Origin of the sequence: Rhizobium croatiense, assembly GCF_019793465.1 — a bacterium.
Lineage (GTDB): Bacteria > Pseudomonadota > Alphaproteobacteria > Rhizobiales > Rhizobiaceae > Rhizobium > Rhizobium croatiense.
The window spans coordinates 158,620-177,068 of record NZ_JAILYJ010000001.1 but is presented as its reverse complement, the minus strand read 5'-3'; the positions used below and the strand labels follow the sequence as shown (position 1 = coordinate 177,068).

Genomic DNA, 18,449 nt, shown 5'->3' with positions numbered 1-18,449 from the left:
CTAGCTCCGTGCAAAAGGTTTGAACCAGCCAAGGCCGTCTAGCGTCTGGCCGCGCGGGATATATTCGCAGCCGATGAAACCGTCGTAACCCAGCCGGTCGATTTCGCCGAACAGATAGGGATAGTTCAGCTCTTCCCCGTCCGGCTCGTTGCGTGACGGCACGCTGGCGATCTGGATGTGGCCGGTGATCGGCAGCAGGCGCCGCAATGCCATCGTGATGTCGCCATGGAGGATCTGACGGTGATAGATGTCGAATTGCAGCTTCAGGTTCGGCAGGTCGGATTCGGCGATCAACCGCTCGGCCGCGGCGAAGTCGTTGAGGAAGTATCCCGGCATGTTGCGCCCGTTGATCGGCTCCAGCAGGAGATCGATGCCGTTTTCCGCAAGCCGGCCGGCAGTGTAGGCGACGGAGCGCCGGTAGGCGGCGGCGGCCTCCTGATCACGAGGGTCGGCGATACCCGCCATCAGGTGCAATCGCCCGACGCCCGTCGCCGCCGCATAGTCCAATGCCCGCTCGACATCCGCTTTGAGGTCGTCGAACCGTCCGGGAAGAGCCGCGATGCCGCGCTCGCCCGCACCCCAGTCGCCCGGCGGCAGATTGAACAAAGCCTGCCGCAGATTGTTGCGGGCAAGCCGTTCGGCAATGGCCTCCGGTGCAGCCTCGTAGGGGAAGAGATATTCGACGGCGGAAAATCCCGCATCGGCTGCGGCGTCGAAGCGGTCGAGGAATTCCCATTCGTTGAACATCATCGTCAGGTTGGCGGCGAAAGCGGGCATGTCGATGTTCCTTAGCGGCTCTGCGGTTCTTTGGCCGGGCCGGGCAATTGCGCGCCGGAAAGCTGCGCGTAGAGGCGTGCGAGCGAGGAATCGTCGTCACGGCCCATGCCGGCTCCGGCGGCCGCCAGGTACATCTGCAGGGCCGCTGCCGCAAGCGGTGCCGGATAACGCTCTGAACGGGCCATATCCTGGACGATGCCGAGATCCTTGACGAAAATCTCGATGCTGCTGAGCGGCGTATAGTCTCCGGCCAGCACGTGCGGGATACGATTCTCGAACATCCAGGAATTGCCGGCCGAGGCGGTGATGACTTCATAGACCTTGTCAAGGTCGAGGCCCTGCTTGGCGGCAAAGCTTATCGCCTCGCATGCGGCTGCGATGTGCACGCCGGCGAGAAGCTGGTTGATCATCTTGAACGCAGCGCCCGTTCCGGCGGCATCGCCGAGCTCGTAGACCTTGCCGGCCATGGCGTCGAGGGCGGGGCGCGCCGTATCGAAAGCTCGGCCGGAGCCGGAAGCCATGATCGTCAGCTCGCCAAGCGCGGCCTTGGCCGCGCCACCTGAAATCGGCGCGTCGAGATAGTGCAGGCCGAGGGCCTCCGTCCGCCCCGCGAGATCGCGCGCGATGGCTGGATCCATGGTTGCCGACGAGATGAAGACGGCGCCAGGCTTCATTGTATCCGCAGCGCCCTGCGGTCCGAACAGCACGGTCTCGGTCTGTGCGCCGTTGACCACCACGGAGACGACGATGTCGGCGTCCTTGGCGGCGTCGGCTGGGGTCGCCGCGCCTCGCCCGCCTTCGGCGACGAAACGGTCCACCGCTGCCGGGGTTATGTCATATCCAACGACGTCGAGACCTGCGCGCTTCATCGACCGGGCCATTCCCAGCCCCATGGACCCAAGACCGATAACGGCCACGACGACGGCAAGGCCCGGGTTTTCAGCAAGCGGTGTCATGAGGAGGTTCTCCAGTCTCGTGAGGAAAGATCCGTGCCCCCCCCCGGAATCCGTCCCGGAGGGGCTGTGGTTTAGCGATTGACGGTTTTCGCCGGGACCGTCAACACGGCCAGCGAGCCGATGACCAGTGCGGCCGCCAGCAGATACATGCCGGCGCTGTTGGTACCGGTGAAGTCCTTCAGATAGCCGACTAGAAACGGTCCGAGGAACCCGGCGAGATTGCCGACCGAATTGATCCAGGCGATGCCGGCCGCAGCGCCCGTGCCCGCGAGGAAAGCGGTCGGAAGCGACCAGAAGAGCGGTGCGCAGCTGATGGCGCCCGCAGCGGCCAGCGAGAGGCAGATGATCGACACCGTCGTGCTCGTCGCGATCGTTGCGGCAACGAAGCCGCCGGCGGCGATGAGAGCCGGAACGACGAGGTGCCACCGGCGTTCGCGCAGCCTGTCGGCAGAACGCCCGAGCGCCAACATGGCGACGAATGTGCAGATATAGGGAATGGCGGAGATGAGGCCGATGTTGAGATTTCCGCTGACGCCCGACGCCTTCACGATGGTCGGCATCCAGAAATTCAGGCCATATTGCCCGAGCACGAAGCAGAAATAAATCAGGCACATCAGCCAGACGCGACGGTCGGTCAGCGTGCCCGAGATGCTGTGCGGGCTTGCTGTCTTGGCTTGATTCTCCGCTTCAATATTGGCCGTCAGCACCCGCTTTTCCTCATCGTCCAGCCACGTCGCGTCAGCGATCCTATCATCAAGATAAAAGAACGTCGCGATGCCGAAAAGAATGGCCGGAACGGCTTCGATCAGGAACATCCATTGCCAGCCGGAAAGCCCGTGCGTTCCGTGAAAGCCGTCCATCAGAAGGCCGGAAAGCGGATTGCCGAAAATGGCGGATACCGGGATTGCGGACATGAAGGTGGTGATGATCTTGGCGCGGCGATGCGCCGGATACCAGGATGTCAGATATAAAATGATGCCGGGGAAAAATCCTGCCTCGGCCACGCCCAGCAGGAAACGCAGGACATAGAAGACGGTTTCCGAAGAGGTGAACATGAAGGCGGCGGAGATGACGCCCCAGGTGATCATGATGCGGGCGATCCAGACCCGCGCGCCGACCTTGTTCATGATAATATTGCTCGGCACTTCAAACAGAAAATAGCCGATGAAGAAAATACCGGCGCCGATGCCATAGGCAGCTTCCGAGAGGCCGAGCTCGCTCGACATCTGCAGCTTGGCGAAGCCGACATTGACGCGGTCGAGATAAGCGACGACGTAACACAACATCAAAAACGGCACGATGCGCCAGAATACCTTGCCATAGGCCCGGTCTTCCGTCGCCTCTGCGGGATATGCGCCAGCGATTGGCGCCTCTGTATGCAGCGTCATGATTCTCTCCTCCGATCGTTGCCGCGGTCTCCGACAGGTCCTCCCGCGGTACGCTGAGCCTTTTTTGGCAGCGCTGCCATTCTGGTTAACTCATTTTGGCAGCGCTGCCAACCGCAATTTGGCAGCGCTGCCAAAAAAATCTTGCTTCTTGCCTGAAGTAGTGAAAAATGAAGCCCGCCTAGCGACGGTGTTGTCTGACCGCTTCGCGCCGGAAGCTGCCTCATGTCGGGTTCAAAATTGACTATGGAATTCAAACACCAAGCGACGGTCACCCTTGCAGAGGTCGCAGAAGCGGCCGGCGTCGGCGAGAGCACGGTGTCGCGCGTGCTGCGCAATCATGGCTCGTTTTCAGGCAAGACCCGGGAGCGGGTGATGGCCGCCGTCGAGCGGCTGGGCTATGTGCCGAACCGGATCGCCGGAACGCTGGCCTCCACCGGTTCGCGCCTCGTCGCTTTCGTCATCCCTTCGCTGTCCAACATCGTCTTTCCCGATGTGCTGCGCGGCGCCAGCGCCGTTCTGGAGCAAAACCGATATCAGGCGGTTTTTTCGGTCGCCGACTATGATCCGGGCAAGGAGGAAGCGCTCGCCGCCGCGATGCTCGCCTGGCGGCCGGCGGCGGTGATGCTGGCAGGATACGAACATACCGAAGGCACGGCGAAGATGCTGCGCGCCAGCGGCTGCCGGGTCGTGGAACTGCTCGATCTGGACGGGGATGCGCTCGACATCGCGGTCGGCTTCTCGAACCGCGCGGCCGGGCGGGAGAGCGCTGCCTTCCTGCTCAGGCGCGGCTACCGAAGGATCGGTTATGTCGGTCACGACCTGAACCGTGATACCCGCGCCGGGAAGCGCTTTTCCAGCTTTTGCGAAACGCTCGACGCCAACGGCACGCCCCTGGTCGCCCACGAAATTCTTGGCGGCCCTTCCTCGGTGGAGAACGGCAGGTTGGGCCTGGAGCGACTGCTTGCACGGGCGACCGATCTCGATGCCGTCTATTTTTCCAATGACGACATGGCGTTGGGCGGTTATTTTCATTGTCTCGCCCAGGGGATCGCGATCCCGTCGCAGCTCGCCATTTTCGGCTATAACGGCCTCGATATCGGCCGGGCGATACCGCAACCCTTGTCGACCATCCGGACGCCGCGCGTGGCGACGGGTGAGATAGCCGCGCAGCTGATCGTCGCCAACGCGCCGCCCCAGGCCGTCGATCTCGGCTTTGAACTGATCGAGGGGGCAACTGCCTGATATTGGAGGAAGTGTCATGTCCGACGCGCGCCAGCGTGAAGAAATCTGCCGATACGGCCGCTCGCTGTTCGAGCGCGGGCTGACGCCCGGCTCGTCGGGCAATATATCGTTGCGGCTGGAGGACGGCGGCTGGCTGGTCACGCCGACCAACGCCTCCCTCGGTTTTCTCGATCCGGCGCGTATTTCAAGGCTCGATGCCGAAGGCCGGCTCCTGTCCGGCGACAAACCGACCAAGGAAATCCCGCTGCACACCGCCCTCTACGACACACGCGGCAGCGCCCGCGCCATCGTCCATCTTCATTCCACCCATGCGGTGGCGCTGACGATGCTGCCTGAGATCGATCCGCGCGCCGCCTTGCCGCCGATGACGCCATATTATCTCATGCGCGCCGGCGAAACGGCGCTGGTGCCCTATTATCGCCCCGGCGATCCGGCGGTGGCCGATGCGATCCGCGGGCTGGCCGGCAAATATTCGTCGGTGCTTCTGGCCAATCATGGACCCGTCGTCGCCGGTGACAGTCTGGGGGCGGCGGTTTTCGCAACCGAGGAACTGGAGGAAACGGCGAAGCTCTATCTGCTGCTGCGCAACCTCAATCCTCGCTTCCTCAGCCCGGAGCAGGTGGCCGATCTCGTCAAGACCTTCGGCCTCGATCTTCCCTCGCATCATCACCACGATCACGATTGAACCCGTCCTCGTTTCGTGGACCATCGAGCGTGACGGCATGATCCGTTTGCGGCAGCGCGCAACCTTCTGCCAAACCCCGCTTCCGATACGATAGATTCTGCTTCCGATGCCGCCAATTCAGGCAAGCCATGAGCAAAGCGGTGCCTATGATGGTGAACAGGTTTCCCCTAGTTCCGATCGTTCGAGGATATGCAGATGACCACATTCCGTCCGAAATACATCACCTTCGATTGCTACGGCACGCTGACCAATTTTCAGATGGCGGAAGCAGCCCGCGACCTTTACGGCGACCAGCTCAACGAGCCGCGCATGGCGGAGTTCATCAAGAATTTCGCCGCTTATCGTCTCGACGAGATCATGGGCGCCTGGAAGCCCTATGCGGAAGTCGTGCACAATTCGCTCGAGCGGACATGCAAGCGCAACGGCGTGACCTTTCGCGACGAAGCCGCGGAAATGATTTACGCGCGTGTACCGACCTGGGGTCCGCATCGCGACGTACCCGAGGGCCTTGCCAGGGTTGCGCGGGAAATTCCGCTGGTCATCCTGTCCAACGCCATGGACGCTCAGATCATGTCGAATGTCGAAAAGCTCGGCGCCCCCTTCCACGCGGTCTATACGGCTCAGCAGGCAAATGCCTATAAGCCGCGCTTCCAAGCCTTCGAATATATGTTCGACATGCTCGGCTGCGGGCCGCAGGACGTGCTGCACTGCTCGTCTTCCTTCCGCTACGATCTGATGTCGGCGCATGATCTCGGCATCAAGAATAAGGTCTGGGTCAATCGCGGCCACGAGCCGGCCAATCCTTATTACGGCTATGTCGAAATCCCTCACATCTCGGGCCTGCCTGGCGTCGTCGGCCTCTGACGGAGACAAACGGATGCAGTTCCAATCCTACTGGCACGACACGGCCCGCGCTTTTGCCGATGCGGCCCAAGGTCCTGTCGAGGGACATTACGACGTCGCCATCATCGGTGCCGGCTTCACCGGGCTTGCCGCGGCGCGCCAGCTTGCGAAAGCCGGTGTCAAGGTCGTCGTGCTGGAGGCCGAACGCGTCGGCTGGGGAGCATCGGGACGCAATGGCGGCCATCTCAACAACGGACTTGCGCATAGCTTCCTGTCCGCCAAGGCCGCGCTGGGCCCGGAGCGGGCCGTTGCGCTCTACCGCACGTTCGACGATTCCATCGATACGATCGAGACGATCATCACCGAAGAGGGGATCGACTGCGATTTCCGTCGTGCCGGGAAGCTGAAGCTTGCCTCCAAGCCGCAGCACTTCGAGGCGATTGCGCGCAATTTCGAAGCTGTGCACAGAGAAGTCGATCCGGATACGGCGCTTCTGACGGCAAACGAGCTGAAGAGCGAGGTCGGGTCGCCTTTCCACGGCGCCATGCTCTCGAAGAAGAGCGCGATGATGCATATGGGCCGCTATGTCGCCGGGCTTGCAACCGCGGCCGTCCGCCACGGCGCGACCATCTTCGAACAGGCTGCGGTGGCCGCCCACAGGCAGGGTAACGGCCGCCACAGCCTTCAGACCGCGCGGGGCACCGTTACCGCCGATCACGTGCTAGTTGCGACCGGCGCCTACACGCCGTCGCTCTTTAGCTATTTCCGCCGCCGGATCATTTCCGTCGGCAGCTTCCTGATCGCCACCCGTCCGCTGAGCGATGCCGAAATCGCCGCGACGATGCCGGGAAACCGGACCTGCGTCACGTCGATGAACATCGGCAACTATTTCCGGCTGTCGCCGGACAAGCGGCTGATCTTCGGCGGTCGCGCCCGCTTTTCCGCCACGTCGGATCAACAATCGGACGCAAAGAGCGGCGATATTCTGCGTGCCAGTCTCGCCGAGATATTCCCGCAGCTTGCCGGCGTCGAAGTCGATTATTGCTGGGGCGGTCTCGTCGATATGACCAAGGACCGTTATCCGCGTGCGGGCTATGTCGACGGCGTTTGGTACGCCATGGGCTATTCCGGCCACGGCGCCCAGCTTTCCACCCATCTCGGCATGATCATGGCCGATGCCATGATGGGCAAGGCGGACCGCAATCCGGTAAAAGGGCTTGAATGGCCCGCCGTTCCCGGTCATTTCGGCAAGCCATGGTTCCTGCCGATGGTCGGGCTTTATTACAAGACGCTTGATCGCTTCAAGTAAGCGGCGCGCACGCGAGAGCGGTTCAATCCTTCCAGAGGATAGATGTAGCAAGGGCGCCGGGATGAATTTCCGGCGCCCTTTGTTTTTGCGCGGGTCAGGAAAGCCCGCCGATGTGGAAGCTCTTCATTTCCAGATATTCCTCGATGCCGCATTGCGCGCCCTCGCGACCGAGGCCGGATTGCTTGACGCCGCCGAACGGGGCGACCTCGGTGGAAATGGCGCCGGTGTTGAGGCCGATCATACCGAATTCGAGCGCTTCGCCGACACGCCAGGAGCGCTTCAGGCTCTCGGTGTAGAAGTAGGCGGCAAGGCCGAAGGGGGTGGCATTGGCGATGCGGATCGCCTCTTCCTCTGTGTCGAAGCGAAAGAGCGGCGCAACCGGCCCGAATGTCTCTTCGCTGGCGAGCTGCATGTCGGTCGTCGCACTGCCAAGCACCATCGGCGCCGCATATTGATCGCCGGCCGGCATCGAACCCGCCGTGGCGAGGATTTTTGCTCCCTTTTCGACCGCGTCGTCGACGTGACGCTTTATCTTCTCGATCGCGGCCTTGTTGATCATCGGCCCGATATCCGTACCGGCATCCGTACCGGCCCCGACCTTCATGGCCGCGACCCGCGCGCCAAGTTTGGCGGCAAAGGCCTCGTAAACGCCGGACTGGACGAGAAGGCGGTTGGCGCAGACGCAGGTCTGGCCGCCATTGCGGAATTTCGAGGCGATTGCGCCTTCCACGGCAAGATCGAGATCGGCATCGTCAAAAACGATGAAGGGCGCATTGCCGCCGAGTTCGAGGCTGAGCCGCTTGACGCTGTCGGCCGCGCCGCGCATCAGCAGCGAACCGACGCGGGTCGAGCCGGTGAAAGAAATCTTGCGGACGGTCTGGTTGGCCATCAGTTCGTCGCCGATGCCGGCCGGCATGCCGGTGACGATATTGATCACGCCTTTGGGGATGCCGGCGCGCTCCGCCAGGACGCCCAGCGCCAACGCCGAAAATGGAGTCAAATCCGATGGCTTGATGACAACAGTGCAGCCTGCCGCGAGCGCCGGTCCCACCTTGCGGGTGATCATCGCATTGGGAAAATTCCACGGCGTGATGATCGCCGATACCCCAACGGGCTCCTTGAGGACGACGATGCGCCGATCTGCTGTCGGTGAGGGAATGGTTGTGCCGCCGATGCGGCGCGCCTCCTCGGAAAACCATTTGACGAACGAGGCGCCGTAACGGATTTCGCCGCGCGCTTCGGCAAGCGGCTTGCCCTGTTCCCTGGTGAGGATCAGCGCCAGGTCCTCGATATTGTCGAGCATCAGATCATGCCAGGCTTCCAGCAAGGCGGCGCGCTCGGCATGGGTCTTTGCCCGCCATGGGCCAAAGGCTTTTTCCGCCGCCGCGATTGCGGCCCGCGTATCGGCTCCATCCATATCGGGCACCGTGCCCAGAACCTGTTGCGTCGCCGGGTCGGCCACCTCGATCGTGCGGCCGGCTGCGGCCCCGCACCATTCGCCGTCGATGAGACCTTGCTGGCGAAGCAGGCTGCCGTCTCTCAATCCGTTCATTTTCTCCCCTTTCGTCAAAGCTTTAAATTACTGCCCAGTTTGCGCGACGCGCTAACCGAGTTCGGAAAGCACTGATGCCGTGATCGCGTCGGTTTTGTCCTTGCCGGGAATTGCGCCGATGCCGCGCACCGTCGTCGCCTCGATTGCGGCCATCACCTTTTCGGCGGCGGCCGTCTCGCCGAGATGTTCCAGCATCATCGCGCCCGACCATATGGCGGCGATCGGATTGGCGATCCCGAGATGAGCGATGTCGGGCGCCGAACCGTGGACGGGTTCGAACATGGAGGGCGCCGATCGATCGGGATTGATGTTGGCGGATGCCGCAAAGCCGAGCCCGCCCTGGATCGCCGCGCCAAGGTCGGTCAGGATATCGCCGAACAGGTTGGAGGCGACCACGACATCGAGGCTTTCGGGCGCCATGACCATGCGGGCGGCCATGGCGTCGATATGATAGCTGGTCACTTCGACATCGGGATATTCCGCAGCGAGGCCGTGGGTGATCTCGTCCCAGAAGACCATCGAATGTTTCTGCGCATTGGATTTCGTCACCGAGGCAAGCTTGCCGCGCCGCCGGCGCGCCTGCTCGAAGCCGAAACGCAGGATGCGCTCGACCCCTGTGCGGGTGAAGATCGCGGTCTCGACAGCCACTTCGTTGTCTGTGCCCTGATGGACGCGGCCGCCGGCGCCTGAATATTCGCCCTCGGTGTTTTCACGGATGCAGAGGATGTCGAAACCGTCCGACCGCAACGGCCCCTGTACGCCCGGCAACAGTCGGTGCGGGCGGATATTGGCATATTGCACGAAGGCCTTGCGGATGGGCAGCAGCAGCCCATGCAGCGATACGGAATCCGGCACTTTTCGCGGCCACCCGACGGCGCCGAGCAGGATGGCATCGAAAGACCGCAGCGTCTCAATGCCGTCGGCCGGCATCATGCTGCCATTTTCGAGATAGTAGTCGCAGGACCAGGGGAGGCGGGTTGCCTCAAGAGATAATCCGCTCGATCCGGCCGTCTTTTCGAGCACGGTCCAGGCTGCTTCCGTCACGTCGCGGCCGATGCCGTCTCCAGGCAGAAGGGCGATCTTGTAGGTCTTCATCGCAGCTCCTTAAAGGCTGATGAGCACGCTCTTGCTCTTGCGGTTGGCGTGATAGGCTTCGCGGCCGAGATCCTTGCCGATGCCCGACTGCTTGTAACCGCCGGTCGGCAGGATATGGTCGCGCGAGCGGCCGTAGCGGTTGACCCAGACGGTGCCCGCCTGCAGGCGGCGGGTGAGGCGGATGGCGCGTGAGAGATCGCGGGTGAAGAGGCCGGCGGCGAGCCCATAGGCCGGATGATCGGCCAAGCTCAACGCCTCCTCCTCATCCTCGAAGGTCTGGATCGTCAGCACCGGTCCGAAGATTTCCTCGAGAACCGCAGGTGATGTTGCCGTGACGCCGGAAATCAGCGTCGGTGCGTAGAAATAGCCGTCGCGGTCAAGGCGGTGGCCGCCTGTGAGGCACTCGGCCCCGCCGTCGATCGCGGCGCGGATGATGCCATCCATACGGGCAATCTGGCGTTCGGAGATGACGGGCGAATAGTCGGTCGTTTCTTCCCAGGTGGGACCGGGGCGGATTGCCGCCAGCCTGCTAAGCAGTGCCGTCACAAGCGCATCGGCCACCTTCGCCTCGACGATGAGGCGGGATCCGCAAACGCAGGCCTGGCCGGCATTGGACAAAATGCTGCCGGCGATGGCGCCTGCGGCGAGTTCGAGATCGGCGTCGGCGAAGACTAGCTGCGGGCTCTTGCCGCCGAGTTCCAGTGTCATCGGCTTCACGCCGGTCCGGGCGACATTGGCCATGATCGCCGCGCCGGCCGCGGTCGAGCCGGTGAAGCTGACCTTGGAAATTCCCGGATGGCCGGTGATGACGGTTCCGGTGGTCGGACCGTCGCCGAGGACGACGTTGACGAGGCCGGCGGGCAGGCCGGCCCGCACCGAAAGTTCGGCAAGGTAGAGCGTCGAAAACGGCGTCATCTCCGATGGCTTCAAAACCACCGCATTGCCCGCCGCCAGCGCCGGAGCAAGCTTCCACCCTGCCATCGACAAAGGAAAATTCCACGGCGTAATGGCGCCGACGACGCCATAGGGTTCCGTCACGATCATGCCGAAATTTTCGTCGTCGGTCGGGACGAGATCGCCGCCTTCCTTGTCGGCGAATTCGGCGAAGAAGCGGATCTGCTCGGCGGTGACGGCGATATCGCCGGCGACGAGCTGGCCGACCGGGCGGGTCGAGGAGAGCGCTTCGAGCCTGGCGAGGGTTTCCGCCTCGGCTTCGATCAGGTCGGCCCAGCGCTGCAGCGCGCTGGTGCGCTCCCGCGGCCGTACGCCACCCCAATTACTGGTCTTCAACGTCGCTCCGGCCGTCTCGACGGCGTGGTCGACAAGGGCCTCGTCGGCAAGCGGGCAGCCCGCATAGGCCCTGCCGTCGGACGGCCGATGCATGTCGATAACTGCTTTGGCCGGAACCAGTCGGCCGCCGATGAAATGTCCGACGGGCAGGGAGATCGTGTTCGGATCGAAGCTGAGTGTCATTGCGCGTCCTCGGAATGAACCGAGGACAAGCCTAGCCGGGGAAGGCGAGCAGCATGCATCGATCGATCGCGCTGCGGCGGCCGAAAATTGCGTTTTGCCCGCCGCGGCCAGTCAAATCTATGGCGGGTGGCCGGCGCCCATGCCGGGCTGTCTGCGGTCGGGAAACGCCTGCTCCGCAGGCGGGCGCGGCGCGCGGCATCGGCGTCATGACACCGTCACGTAAATCTTGCGCACCGTCTCGATCGTCTTCCAGACGCCGACGAAACCCGGCTTCATGACAAAACTGTCGCCGGCCTTGTAGACCACCGGCTCGCCGCCGTCCGGCGTCAGCTCGACCAGGCCGGAAAGGATGTGGCAGAACTCGAACGTCTCGCCCTTGATCGAACGCGTTTCGCCGGGCGTTGCCTCCCACACGCCGGTATGAACACTCTCTGCGCGGGCGACATCCTGCGCCCAGGTCTTGAAGGTGGGATTGCCCGAGATCAGGCGCTCGGGCAGGGGGCCAGACTCGCGCGGCGCCTGGGATGGGTTGGTGTCGATCGTCTTGAGCAGGGTCATGGCTTTCCTTTCGGGGTTTACGTTTGGGGGGATGATTCAATAGCCCCGGCTGCGGTCGACCAGCCCGATCGGGTCAAGGCCCGCCCGATGCCGTTTGATATTGTCGATCACGGCCGCCGCGGCGGTTTCGGGCTGGGTGACGCTGGCAATATGCGGCGTCAGCAGGATTTGCGGATGGCGCCAGAAGGCGTGGTCCGCAGGCAGCGGCTCGGGATCGGTGACATCGACGACGGCGCCGGAGAGATGCCCGGCATCGAGCGCGTCGACGAGCGCCTGATGATCGAGCTGCGCGCCGCGGCCGACATGGACGAGCGCGGCGCCGGCCGGCAGCCTTGCGAAGAGCTCGGCATTCAGGAAGCCGCGGGTCTCCTCCGTCAGCGGCAGCAGGCAGACGAGAATGTCGGTGGTTGCAAGCAGGGTGTCGAGACCTTCGCCGCCGCTCAGGCACCGGACGCCGCCGATCGTGCGCGGACTGCGGCTCCAGCCGGAAAGCGGGAAGCCGAAGGGCTGCAGACGTTCGAGCACCGCGCCTCCAAGCATACCGAGACCGAGCACGCCGATGCGGCGTTCCGCGGCCTGTACCGGTGCGATCGGCTGCCAGAGCCCGCGTCGCTGCTGGTCGAGATAGGCCGGCAGGTCGCGATGGAGTGCAAGGACAGCGAGCGTCGCATATTCCTGCATCATCCTGACGATGCCGTCCTCGACCATGCGCACCACCTTGACCCGCGCCGGCACGGCATCGATGCGGAACTGGTCGACGCCGGCGCCGATCGAGAACAGGATTTCGAGATTGCTATAGCGCGCGAGATCGTCGGGCACGGTCCAGGTGATCAGGTAGCGCACAGCCTCCGGTTCGACCGATGCCGGATCCATGGAAAAGGCGATGTCCGGCAGTTCGCTCGCGAAGGCTTCGGCGAATATGGCGCCGCGCTTCGCGTCGGAATTGAAGAGAAAGGTCATTGCATCGGCTCCTTAATCTCAAGTCAGGCGGTGCAGCGGCGGGCGAGGGCTTCGACCATTGCCTGGCAGGCCAGGATTTCGCCGGCGAGAATGAATTCGTTTGGCTTGTGGGCCCGGCCGATATCGCCCGGCCCGCAGATGATCGCATCGATGCCGGCGCGCTGGAAAAGGCCGGCCTCGGTGCCGTAGCTGACGGCGGCAAGCGGTTCGATGCCGGTCAGTTCGCCAAGCAGGCGCGCAAGCGGCGCATCGGCGGCAAGCGACAGTGCCGGATAGGCGCTGAGTTCGCGCCATTCGACCTCGAAGCCGCGATGCGGCAGCGCCTCGGCCGCCGCTCGCAGCGGCGCCAGCAATATGGCCGGATCGACGCCGGCAATGGCTCTTGCCTCGAACTCGGCCTCGCAGGTGTCGGGAATGATGTTGACCGCCTGGCCGCCCTTCAACGTGCCGACCTGAAGAGACGAATAGGGTGGCTCGAACACATCTTCGAATGGGCCGTGTGTCAGCCGGGCGGCTTCGGCATTGGCGCAAGCCAGGACGCTGCTCATGGCATGTATCGCGTTCAGTCCCTGATCCGGGCGGGAGGAATGGCCGGACCGACCCCTGACCGTCAGCCGGGCGGCGGCCTTGCCCTTGTGGGCGCGGATTGCCCGCATGTTGCTCGGCTCGCCGATGATCGCGCCGAGCGGGGGCGCACAGAGGTCCGGCAGGCGTGCGATCATGTGCGGGACGCCGCGGCAGCCGGCCTCCTCATCGTAGGAGAAGGCGAGATGGATGGGCCGGCGGAGCTGCGTCGCCGCGAGCATCGGGACGGCGGCAAGAACGGCAGCCAGGAAGCCCTTCATGTCGGTGGCGCCGCGGCCGTAGAGGCGGTCCGCTTCGGCGCGCAGGCGGAACGGGTCGCTGCTCCAGCCGACCTCGGCGGCGGGGACCACGTCCATATGGCCGGAGAGGATATAGCCCGGCACCTCGACCGGCCCGATCGTCGCGAAGAGGTTCGAGCGGTCACCATCGGGGCCGGGAAGCTCGGTGGCGACGATGCCGTGGCGTTGCAGATAGTGCCGGATCCAAGCGACGATTTCGCCGTTCGGCGTGCCGACGACGGAGGGAAAGCCGACCAGCCTTTCGAGAATTTCAATTGCCTGCATGGGCGTCCTCACGGCACGGGATGTCGGGGTGCAACCGGGCTCTTGCGGTCAACGGCGCCGTCGGCCGGTCGGGGTCTGGCCAATGACTGTAAAGACCGGCTCAGGCTTTATTTGCCGAAAGCGCATCGGATTTGGTCGATTGTTGTGTTTGCGCGGGCGTCGCCAGTGAATTGTATCGCGCGATCCGTCCTAATCTCGATAACGAAGTGGGGCAGCTTTCCCTGGGGAACTTTGCCAGAAATGCGGCAGGAGGGCGGGAGTGAGCGCACTGACATCCGAATCCAGGTTTGTCGACAGTTTCGAGACGCGCATTGCCGACATCGACAGCGTCGATATCGATAAGCTGCATGCGCTCTCAATGTCGGTCGCCTGGCCGCATCGCCGCGAAGACTGGCAGTTCTTGCGCGACTTCGGCCAGGGCATTGCGGCGATCGATGAAATCGGCCGTATCTTCGGCTCTGCGATGTGGTTTCCCTATGGCGGCCGATTCGCGACGATCGGCATGGTCATCACCTCGCCGCGCCTGCAGGCCAACGGCGCCGGGCAGTGGCTGATGGGCCACGCACTCGATCAGGTTGCCGGGCGCAATCTCGGGCTGAACGCGACGCGGGCGGCCCGGCGCCTTTATATGTCGCTGAATTTTGTTCGCGAGGCGTCTGTCTTCCAATGCCATGGCGAAGCGATCTTGCCACCGGATGTGGAACTGCCGCCAGGTGCCGCGATACGGGCCGTGGAAGCCGATGACCTGGAGGCGATTGCGGCATTGGATTCTTTGGCCTTCGGCGCCGATCGCACGCTGCTCCTGGCTCGGCTCCTTGCAAATTCCAAGGGTGTCGTCCTAATCCGCGCCGGCCGGATCGAGGCCTTCTCGCTTTGCCGAAGGTTCGGGCGCGGCCATGTCATCGGTCCGGTCGTGGCAAGCAATGACGCCGATGCGATCGCCGTCGTCCATCCGCATGCGGTGGAGCATGCTGGAGGATTTTTGCGCCTCGACACACGCGAAAAAGGTGGGACATTTGCCGATTTCCTCTCCCGCTGCGGTCTTCCCATTTATGATATCGTGACGACCATGTCGCGGGGCGAGCCTTGGCTCCCGGTTCCGGGACGCCGAGGGATGCACGAGCCGAAGACCTATGCGCTCGTCAGTCACACGCTCGGCTGACCTGGACGAGCTCTAAAGCGCGTCGCATCAAATATGATTCACGCAACGCGCTTTAGCTCTTTGTTTTTATGCATGTCGTTGTCCCGGAATCGCTGCAAACTTCCGGGCGACATGCATTAAGCGCCGGGACAGAGGGGAAGCGATGCCTGAGCCAGAGCGCGCTCGCACTCGGGCCGGAATGAGCGATATTGCCAGAAACCGTCTGGAGATTCTCGCCGGTATACGGTCTCGAGCCAGTAGATGGTGTCGTCGAGCGGCAAGACGGGATGCCAAGCATACCACTGTGACCAGATCTTTCTTTCCTGTTCGTTTCCTCTCATCGCCCCCTCTCTTTCCAGAGCGGTCCGCCCGACAAATATTCAGAGGATGAGAATAATATTACAAAACTATTCTTCTACGAAGATCCTTTTGGGATTAGTCAAAATTGTCCTTCACCCAATGAGGCAATTCCGCACGATATGGATGGGCACAACCTGTTTGCGGGGGAGTCTGCGAGCCGCGTGATGGAATGAGAACGACTTTCGCAACGGCTCCATCGCCGTCTGCCGGGTCATGAGGCAGAGCGGATGCTCAGTTGATCGAGCGCAGCCCGAGATAAGCGGCCAAGCAGACGGCGGAAAGGCTGATGGTCAGCCTGGGTCTGGCATCGTCGAACATTGCCGCCAGCGAAAGGCAGAGCATCAGGATGACCGATTTCGCCCAAAGAGCCTGATCGGAGAGGGTGAAGGCGACAGCCGCCAGAAAGACCGCACTAGCGACCATCGTGACGGGAGCGGATTTCTCGGCGAGATCACCCCCAGAAAAATACGGCAGGAGAAAACGTCGCATGCTCAAGCCTGAAGCGACGCTCAGAAGAAGGCAGGTCAAAATAAGGTGCAACATTGGTCGTCGACGATCGCTCTGCAGATATCTTTCAGATGCAAACGCCATGCCAGCCGCGATTGCCCTGCCGCAGCGGCAAGGCTGGGGCTTCTATGGCTATTTCGGCGGCGGCGCGATCCTTTTTTCGGCATCGCCGGCTTGTCCACGCGCTGAATAGCGCGCATGCCAGACCCACAGCCGGGATGGCGAGGCGGAACTGTGCGACGCAGAAACCTGCTTGAGCGGATGAAATGATTTTTATATAGAGAATGATAAATCATCCAAATTCTGAAAAAGAGATTTTCATTGGATCTTTCCTCGATCGAGATATTCCTCGCCGTCGCCAGCGACCGGAGCGTTACAAAGGCCGCCAGGGCCGTCGGGCGGGTGCCGTCGAACGTGACGACACGTATCCAGCAGCTGGAGGAAGACCTCGGCGCTTGCCTGTTCTGCCGTGACGGAAAGAAGATGACGTTGACGCGGGAGGGCGAAACGTTTTTCACCTATGCCAACAGGCTTATGGCGCTTGCGCTCGAAGCGCGCCAAGCCGTGCGGCCACTCGCCCCATCGGGAACATTGCGGGTCGGAACGATGGAGAGCACGGCGGCAAGCAGGCTGCCGGCGGCGCTGACGCAATTCAACCAGATGTGGCCTGACGTGTCGCTGCAGCTGACGATGGGCGCGTCCCGCGATCTCGCCCGCGATGTTCTGGCCGACGCACTGGATTGCGCCTTAATTGCCCGGCCGCCGAAGACGGTGCGCCAAGATGACCGCGATTTCGATGCCGAGCTCGAGGCGCTGGCGATGGAGACGGTCTTCGTTGAAGATCTGTTGATCGTGCTGCCGTCCGGGCATCCCGCCATCAAATCCGCCGCCGACCTGCGTGTCGGGGCGCTCGCCGCTTTGGAGCCCGGCTGCACTTATCGCAGGATCGCCGAAAACTGGGCGCGTCAATCGAGCGCCCTGCCGACGAGCGAGCTCGGCTCCTACCACGCGATCCTGGCGAGCGTTGCGACCGGCAATACCGCAGGCGTGATGCCGAAATCCGTGCTCGACCTCATGCACTGGCCGGCGGTTCTCCCGACCCATCAGCTCGGCCCCGTCGAGACGCTGCTGGTGTCCCGCAGGGATAACCGCCCAAGCGCCTTCAGCGCCTTCCATGAAGTCCTCAGCGCGACCAAAAGCAGAGACATGAGGCTGGCGACAAACTAGTTTCTCCGTCTTCCTCCTTCGCCCGCCAGACAATCCTCGCTTACAATTGGTCTTTGCATGCAATATCCCGTTTCCCCAAAGATGGGGCAGAGCCGCTTTCGCCTGTTTTCGCCCATCCTGGCCGGTGCGACGCTGAGAGAGCGGCTGATCGCCTGTTTCGGCGCGTTGGTGGGCATCGGGCTCACCGGCGTCATCAGCGGCTATCTGTTCGGCCAGGGGCCGCATCTTCCCTTGATCGTCGCGCCGATGGGCGCCTCGGCAGTGCTGCTTTTCGCAGTGCCAGCAAGCCCGCTGGCGCAACCATGGTCGATCATCGGCGGCAACACCATTTCCGCCATGATGGGCATCATTGCCGCTTATTTCATTCGCGACCCGATCATCGCAACCGGCGTCGGAGTTTCACTGGCGATCGGCGCGATGTCGTTTACGCGATCCCTCCATCCGCCCGGAGGGGCCGCGGCGCTGACCGCAGTGCTCGGCGGTCCCATCGTTGCCGGCTGGGGGTTTCTCTTTCCCTTCGTGCCCGTCGCCTTGAACTCCTGCATTCTCGTCGCCCTTGGCCTGCTGTTCCACAAGCTTTCCAGGCGGAATTATCCGCATGTCGTGCCGAAGTCGGCGGAGAATACCCATCAGACGGTCGACCTGCCGTCTGCGGTGCGGGTGGGCTTTCGCGAGGAGGATCTCGATGCCGCCCTGGAAGCGCTCGATGAAACCTTCGATATCGATCGGGCCGATCTCGGGCGGCTGCTGCAGCAGGTCGAGTTGCAAGCCGCCATCCGCTCCAACGGCAAGATCAGCTGTGCCGACATCATGTCGCGCGATGTGATCGCTATCGGCGAGGCTTCGGAACCGGATGCCGCACGGCATCTTCTCCTGAAGCATAATATCCGGACGTTGCCGGTGAAGGATCAGGAGGGCCGTCTCGTCGGCACCGTCGGCCTGCGGGAGTTGTTCGCGAGCGGCGATACGATTGCCCATGCGATCTCCAAGCCGGCGGTGGCGAGAGCTTCGGATGCCGCTCTGTCGCTGCTGCCCGTTCTGACGGACGGGCGCACGCATGCCGTCATCATTGTCGATGACGATCATCGGATCCTCGGCCTGATATCGCAGACCGATCTGCTGAGCGCCGTGGCGCGGCTGCTGCCGAGTGAGGGCGAGGCGATCGCGGCCGTGGCATGACCTCGCGGAGCGGCTCGGCTGCCGCAAGCCGGTCTTTGGCATCACGCCA

19 protein-coding genes are annotated in these 18,449 nt (G+C 63.0%); 8 read left to right on the top strand and 11 right to left on the bottom strand.

The genetic code is table 11. The annotated features are described in order from the left end of the window. The 3 genes from otnI to K6M89_RS00800 all read right to left on the bottom strand — a co-directional run bounded on the left by otnI (window position 1) and on the right by K6M89_RS00800 (window position 3,121). A complete protein-coding gene (otnI, locus tag K6M89_RS00810) occupies window positions 1-777 on the bottom strand; it encodes a 2-oxo-tetronate isomerase (protein ID WP_222138071.1) in 777 nt (258 codons plus the stop codon). Between the two features lie 11 nt (window positions 778-788). Continuing rightward, window positions 789-1,733: an L-threonate dehydrogenase gene (gene ltnD / locus K6M89_RS00805; protein WP_222138070.1), complete on the bottom strand. Its 945-nt coding sequence runs from the start codon at window positions 1,731-1,733 to the stop codon at window positions 789-791. A gap of 71 nt (window positions 1,734-1,804) precedes the next feature. Next, complete coding sequence (locus tag K6M89_RS00800) at window positions 1,805-3,121, bottom strand: MFS transporter (RefSeq protein ID WP_097581029.1); 1,317 nt, start codon at window positions 3,119-3,121, stop codon at window positions 1,805-1,807. A 243-nt stretch (window positions 3,122-3,364) separates the two neighbouring features. On the opposite strand from K6M89_RS00800, the gene K6M89_RS00795 reads away from it, so the two are divergent. The 4 genes from K6M89_RS00795 to K6M89_RS00780 all read left to right on the top strand — a co-directional run bounded on the left by K6M89_RS00795 (window position 3,365) and on the right by K6M89_RS00780 (window position 7,200). Then, on the top strand, window positions 3,365-4,363 hold the full coding sequence (locus tag K6M89_RS00795) for a LacI family DNA-binding transcriptional regulator (protein WP_222138069.1): 999 nt from the start codon (window positions 3,365-3,367) through the stop codon (window positions 4,361-4,363). Between the two features lie 16 nt (window positions 4,364-4,379). After that, window positions 4,380-5,048 (top strand): 3-oxo-tetronate 4-phosphate decarboxylase, encoded by a 669-nt coding sequence (gene otnC, locus K6M89_RS00790; protein ID WP_097581027.1) that lies wholly within the window; start codon window positions 4,380-4,382, stop codon window positions 5,046-5,048. A gap of 195 nt (window positions 5,049-5,243) precedes the next feature. Beyond that, entirely contained in the window at window positions 5,244-5,912 is a 669-nt protein-coding gene (locus K6M89_RS00785; protein WP_222138068.1) for a haloacid dehalogenase type II, read from the top strand. A gap of 13 nt (window positions 5,913-5,925) precedes the next feature. Further along, complete coding sequence (locus K6M89_RS00780) at window positions 5,926-7,200, top strand: NAD(P)/FAD-dependent oxidoreductase (protein ID WP_222138067.1); 1,275 nt, start codon at window positions 5,926-5,928, stop codon at window positions 7,198-7,200. A gap of 94 nt (window positions 7,201-7,294) precedes the next feature. Here the strand turns inward: K6M89_RS00780 and K6M89_RS00775 are convergent, their stop codons facing one another. From K6M89_RS00775 to argE, 6 genes are all read right to left on the bottom strand, one after another. Next, the gene (locus K6M89_RS00775) at window positions 7,295-8,752 is read right to left on the bottom strand and encodes an NAD-dependent succinate-semialdehyde dehydrogenase (RefSeq protein WP_222138066.1); all 1,458 of its coding nucleotides are present in this window, start codon (window positions 8,750-8,752) and stop codon (window positions 7,295-7,297) included. A 51-nt stretch (window positions 8,753-8,803) separates the two neighbouring features. Beyond that, a complete protein-coding gene (locus tag K6M89_RS00770; protein WP_222138065.1) occupies window positions 8,804-9,847 on the bottom strand; it encodes a tartrate dehydrogenase in 1,044 nt (347 codons plus the stop codon). Between the two features lie 9 nt (window positions 9,848-9,856). Next, a complete protein-coding gene (locus K6M89_RS00765) occupies window positions 9,857-11,320 on the bottom strand; it encodes an aldehyde dehydrogenase family protein (protein ID WP_222138064.1) in 1,464 nt (487 codons plus the stop codon). Window positions 11,321-11,524: 204 nt separating this feature from the next. Next, complete coding sequence (locus K6M89_RS00760) at window positions 11,525-11,878, bottom strand: cupin domain-containing protein (RefSeq protein WP_097581022.1); 354 nt, start codon at window positions 11,876-11,878, stop codon at window positions 11,525-11,527. Between the two features lie 36 nt (window positions 11,879-11,914). Continuing rightward, entirely contained in the window at window positions 11,915-12,838 is a 924-nt protein-coding gene (locus tag K6M89_RS00755) for a 2-hydroxyacid dehydrogenase (RefSeq protein ID WP_222138063.1), read from the bottom strand. Between the two features lie 23 nt (window positions 12,839-12,861). After that, window positions 12,862-13,986, bottom strand: a complete 1,125-nt coding sequence (gene argE / locus K6M89_RS00750) for an acetylornithine deacetylase (protein ID WP_222138062.1) — start codon at window positions 13,984-13,986, stop codon at window positions 12,862-12,864. A 259-nt stretch (window positions 13,987-14,245) separates the two neighbouring features. Between argE and K6M89_RS00745 the strand changes: the two genes are divergently transcribed. Then, window positions 14,246-15,148, top strand: coding sequence for a GNAT family N-acetyltransferase (locus K6M89_RS00745; RefSeq protein ID WP_222138061.1), 903 nt, complete (start codon window positions 14,246-14,248; stop codon window positions 15,146-15,148). 116 nt (window positions 15,149-15,264) lie between these two features. Here the strand turns inward: K6M89_RS00745 and K6M89_RS30860 are convergent, their stop codons facing one another. After that, window positions 15,265-15,468: a hypothetical protein gene (locus tag K6M89_RS30860; protein ID WP_097581018.1), complete on the bottom strand. Its 204-nt coding sequence runs from the start codon at window positions 15,466-15,468 to the stop codon at window positions 15,265-15,267. A 250-nt stretch (window positions 15,469-15,718) separates the two neighbouring features. Beyond that, the gene (locus K6M89_RS00740) at window positions 15,719-16,030 is read right to left on the bottom strand and encodes a hypothetical protein (RefSeq protein ID WP_097581017.1); all 312 of its coding nucleotides are present in this window, start codon (window positions 16,028-16,030) and stop codon (window positions 15,719-15,721) included. On the opposite strand from K6M89_RS00740, the gene K6M89_RS00735 reads away from it, so the two are divergent. From K6M89_RS00735 to K6M89_RS00725, 3 genes are all read left to right on the top strand, one after another. Continuing rightward, on the top strand, window positions 15,975-16,187 hold the full coding sequence (locus K6M89_RS00735) for a hypothetical protein (RefSeq protein ID WP_222138372.1): 213 nt from the start codon (window positions 15,975-15,977) through the stop codon (window positions 16,185-16,187). The two genes, K6M89_RS00740 and K6M89_RS00735, sit on opposite strands and share 56 nt — an antisense overlap. 128 nt (window positions 16,188-16,315) lie before the next feature. Continuing rightward, on the top strand, window positions 16,316-17,221 hold the full coding sequence (locus K6M89_RS00730; RefSeq protein WP_222138060.1) for a LysR family transcriptional regulator: 906 nt from the start codon (window positions 16,316-16,318) through the stop codon (window positions 17,219-17,221). 57 nt (window positions 17,222-17,278) lie between these two features. Next, a complete protein-coding gene (locus K6M89_RS00725) occupies window positions 17,279-18,400 on the top strand; it encodes an HPP family protein (protein ID WP_222138059.1) in 1,122 nt (373 codons plus the stop codon). The last annotated feature ends 49 nt before the right edge of the window (window positions 18,401-18,449 follow it).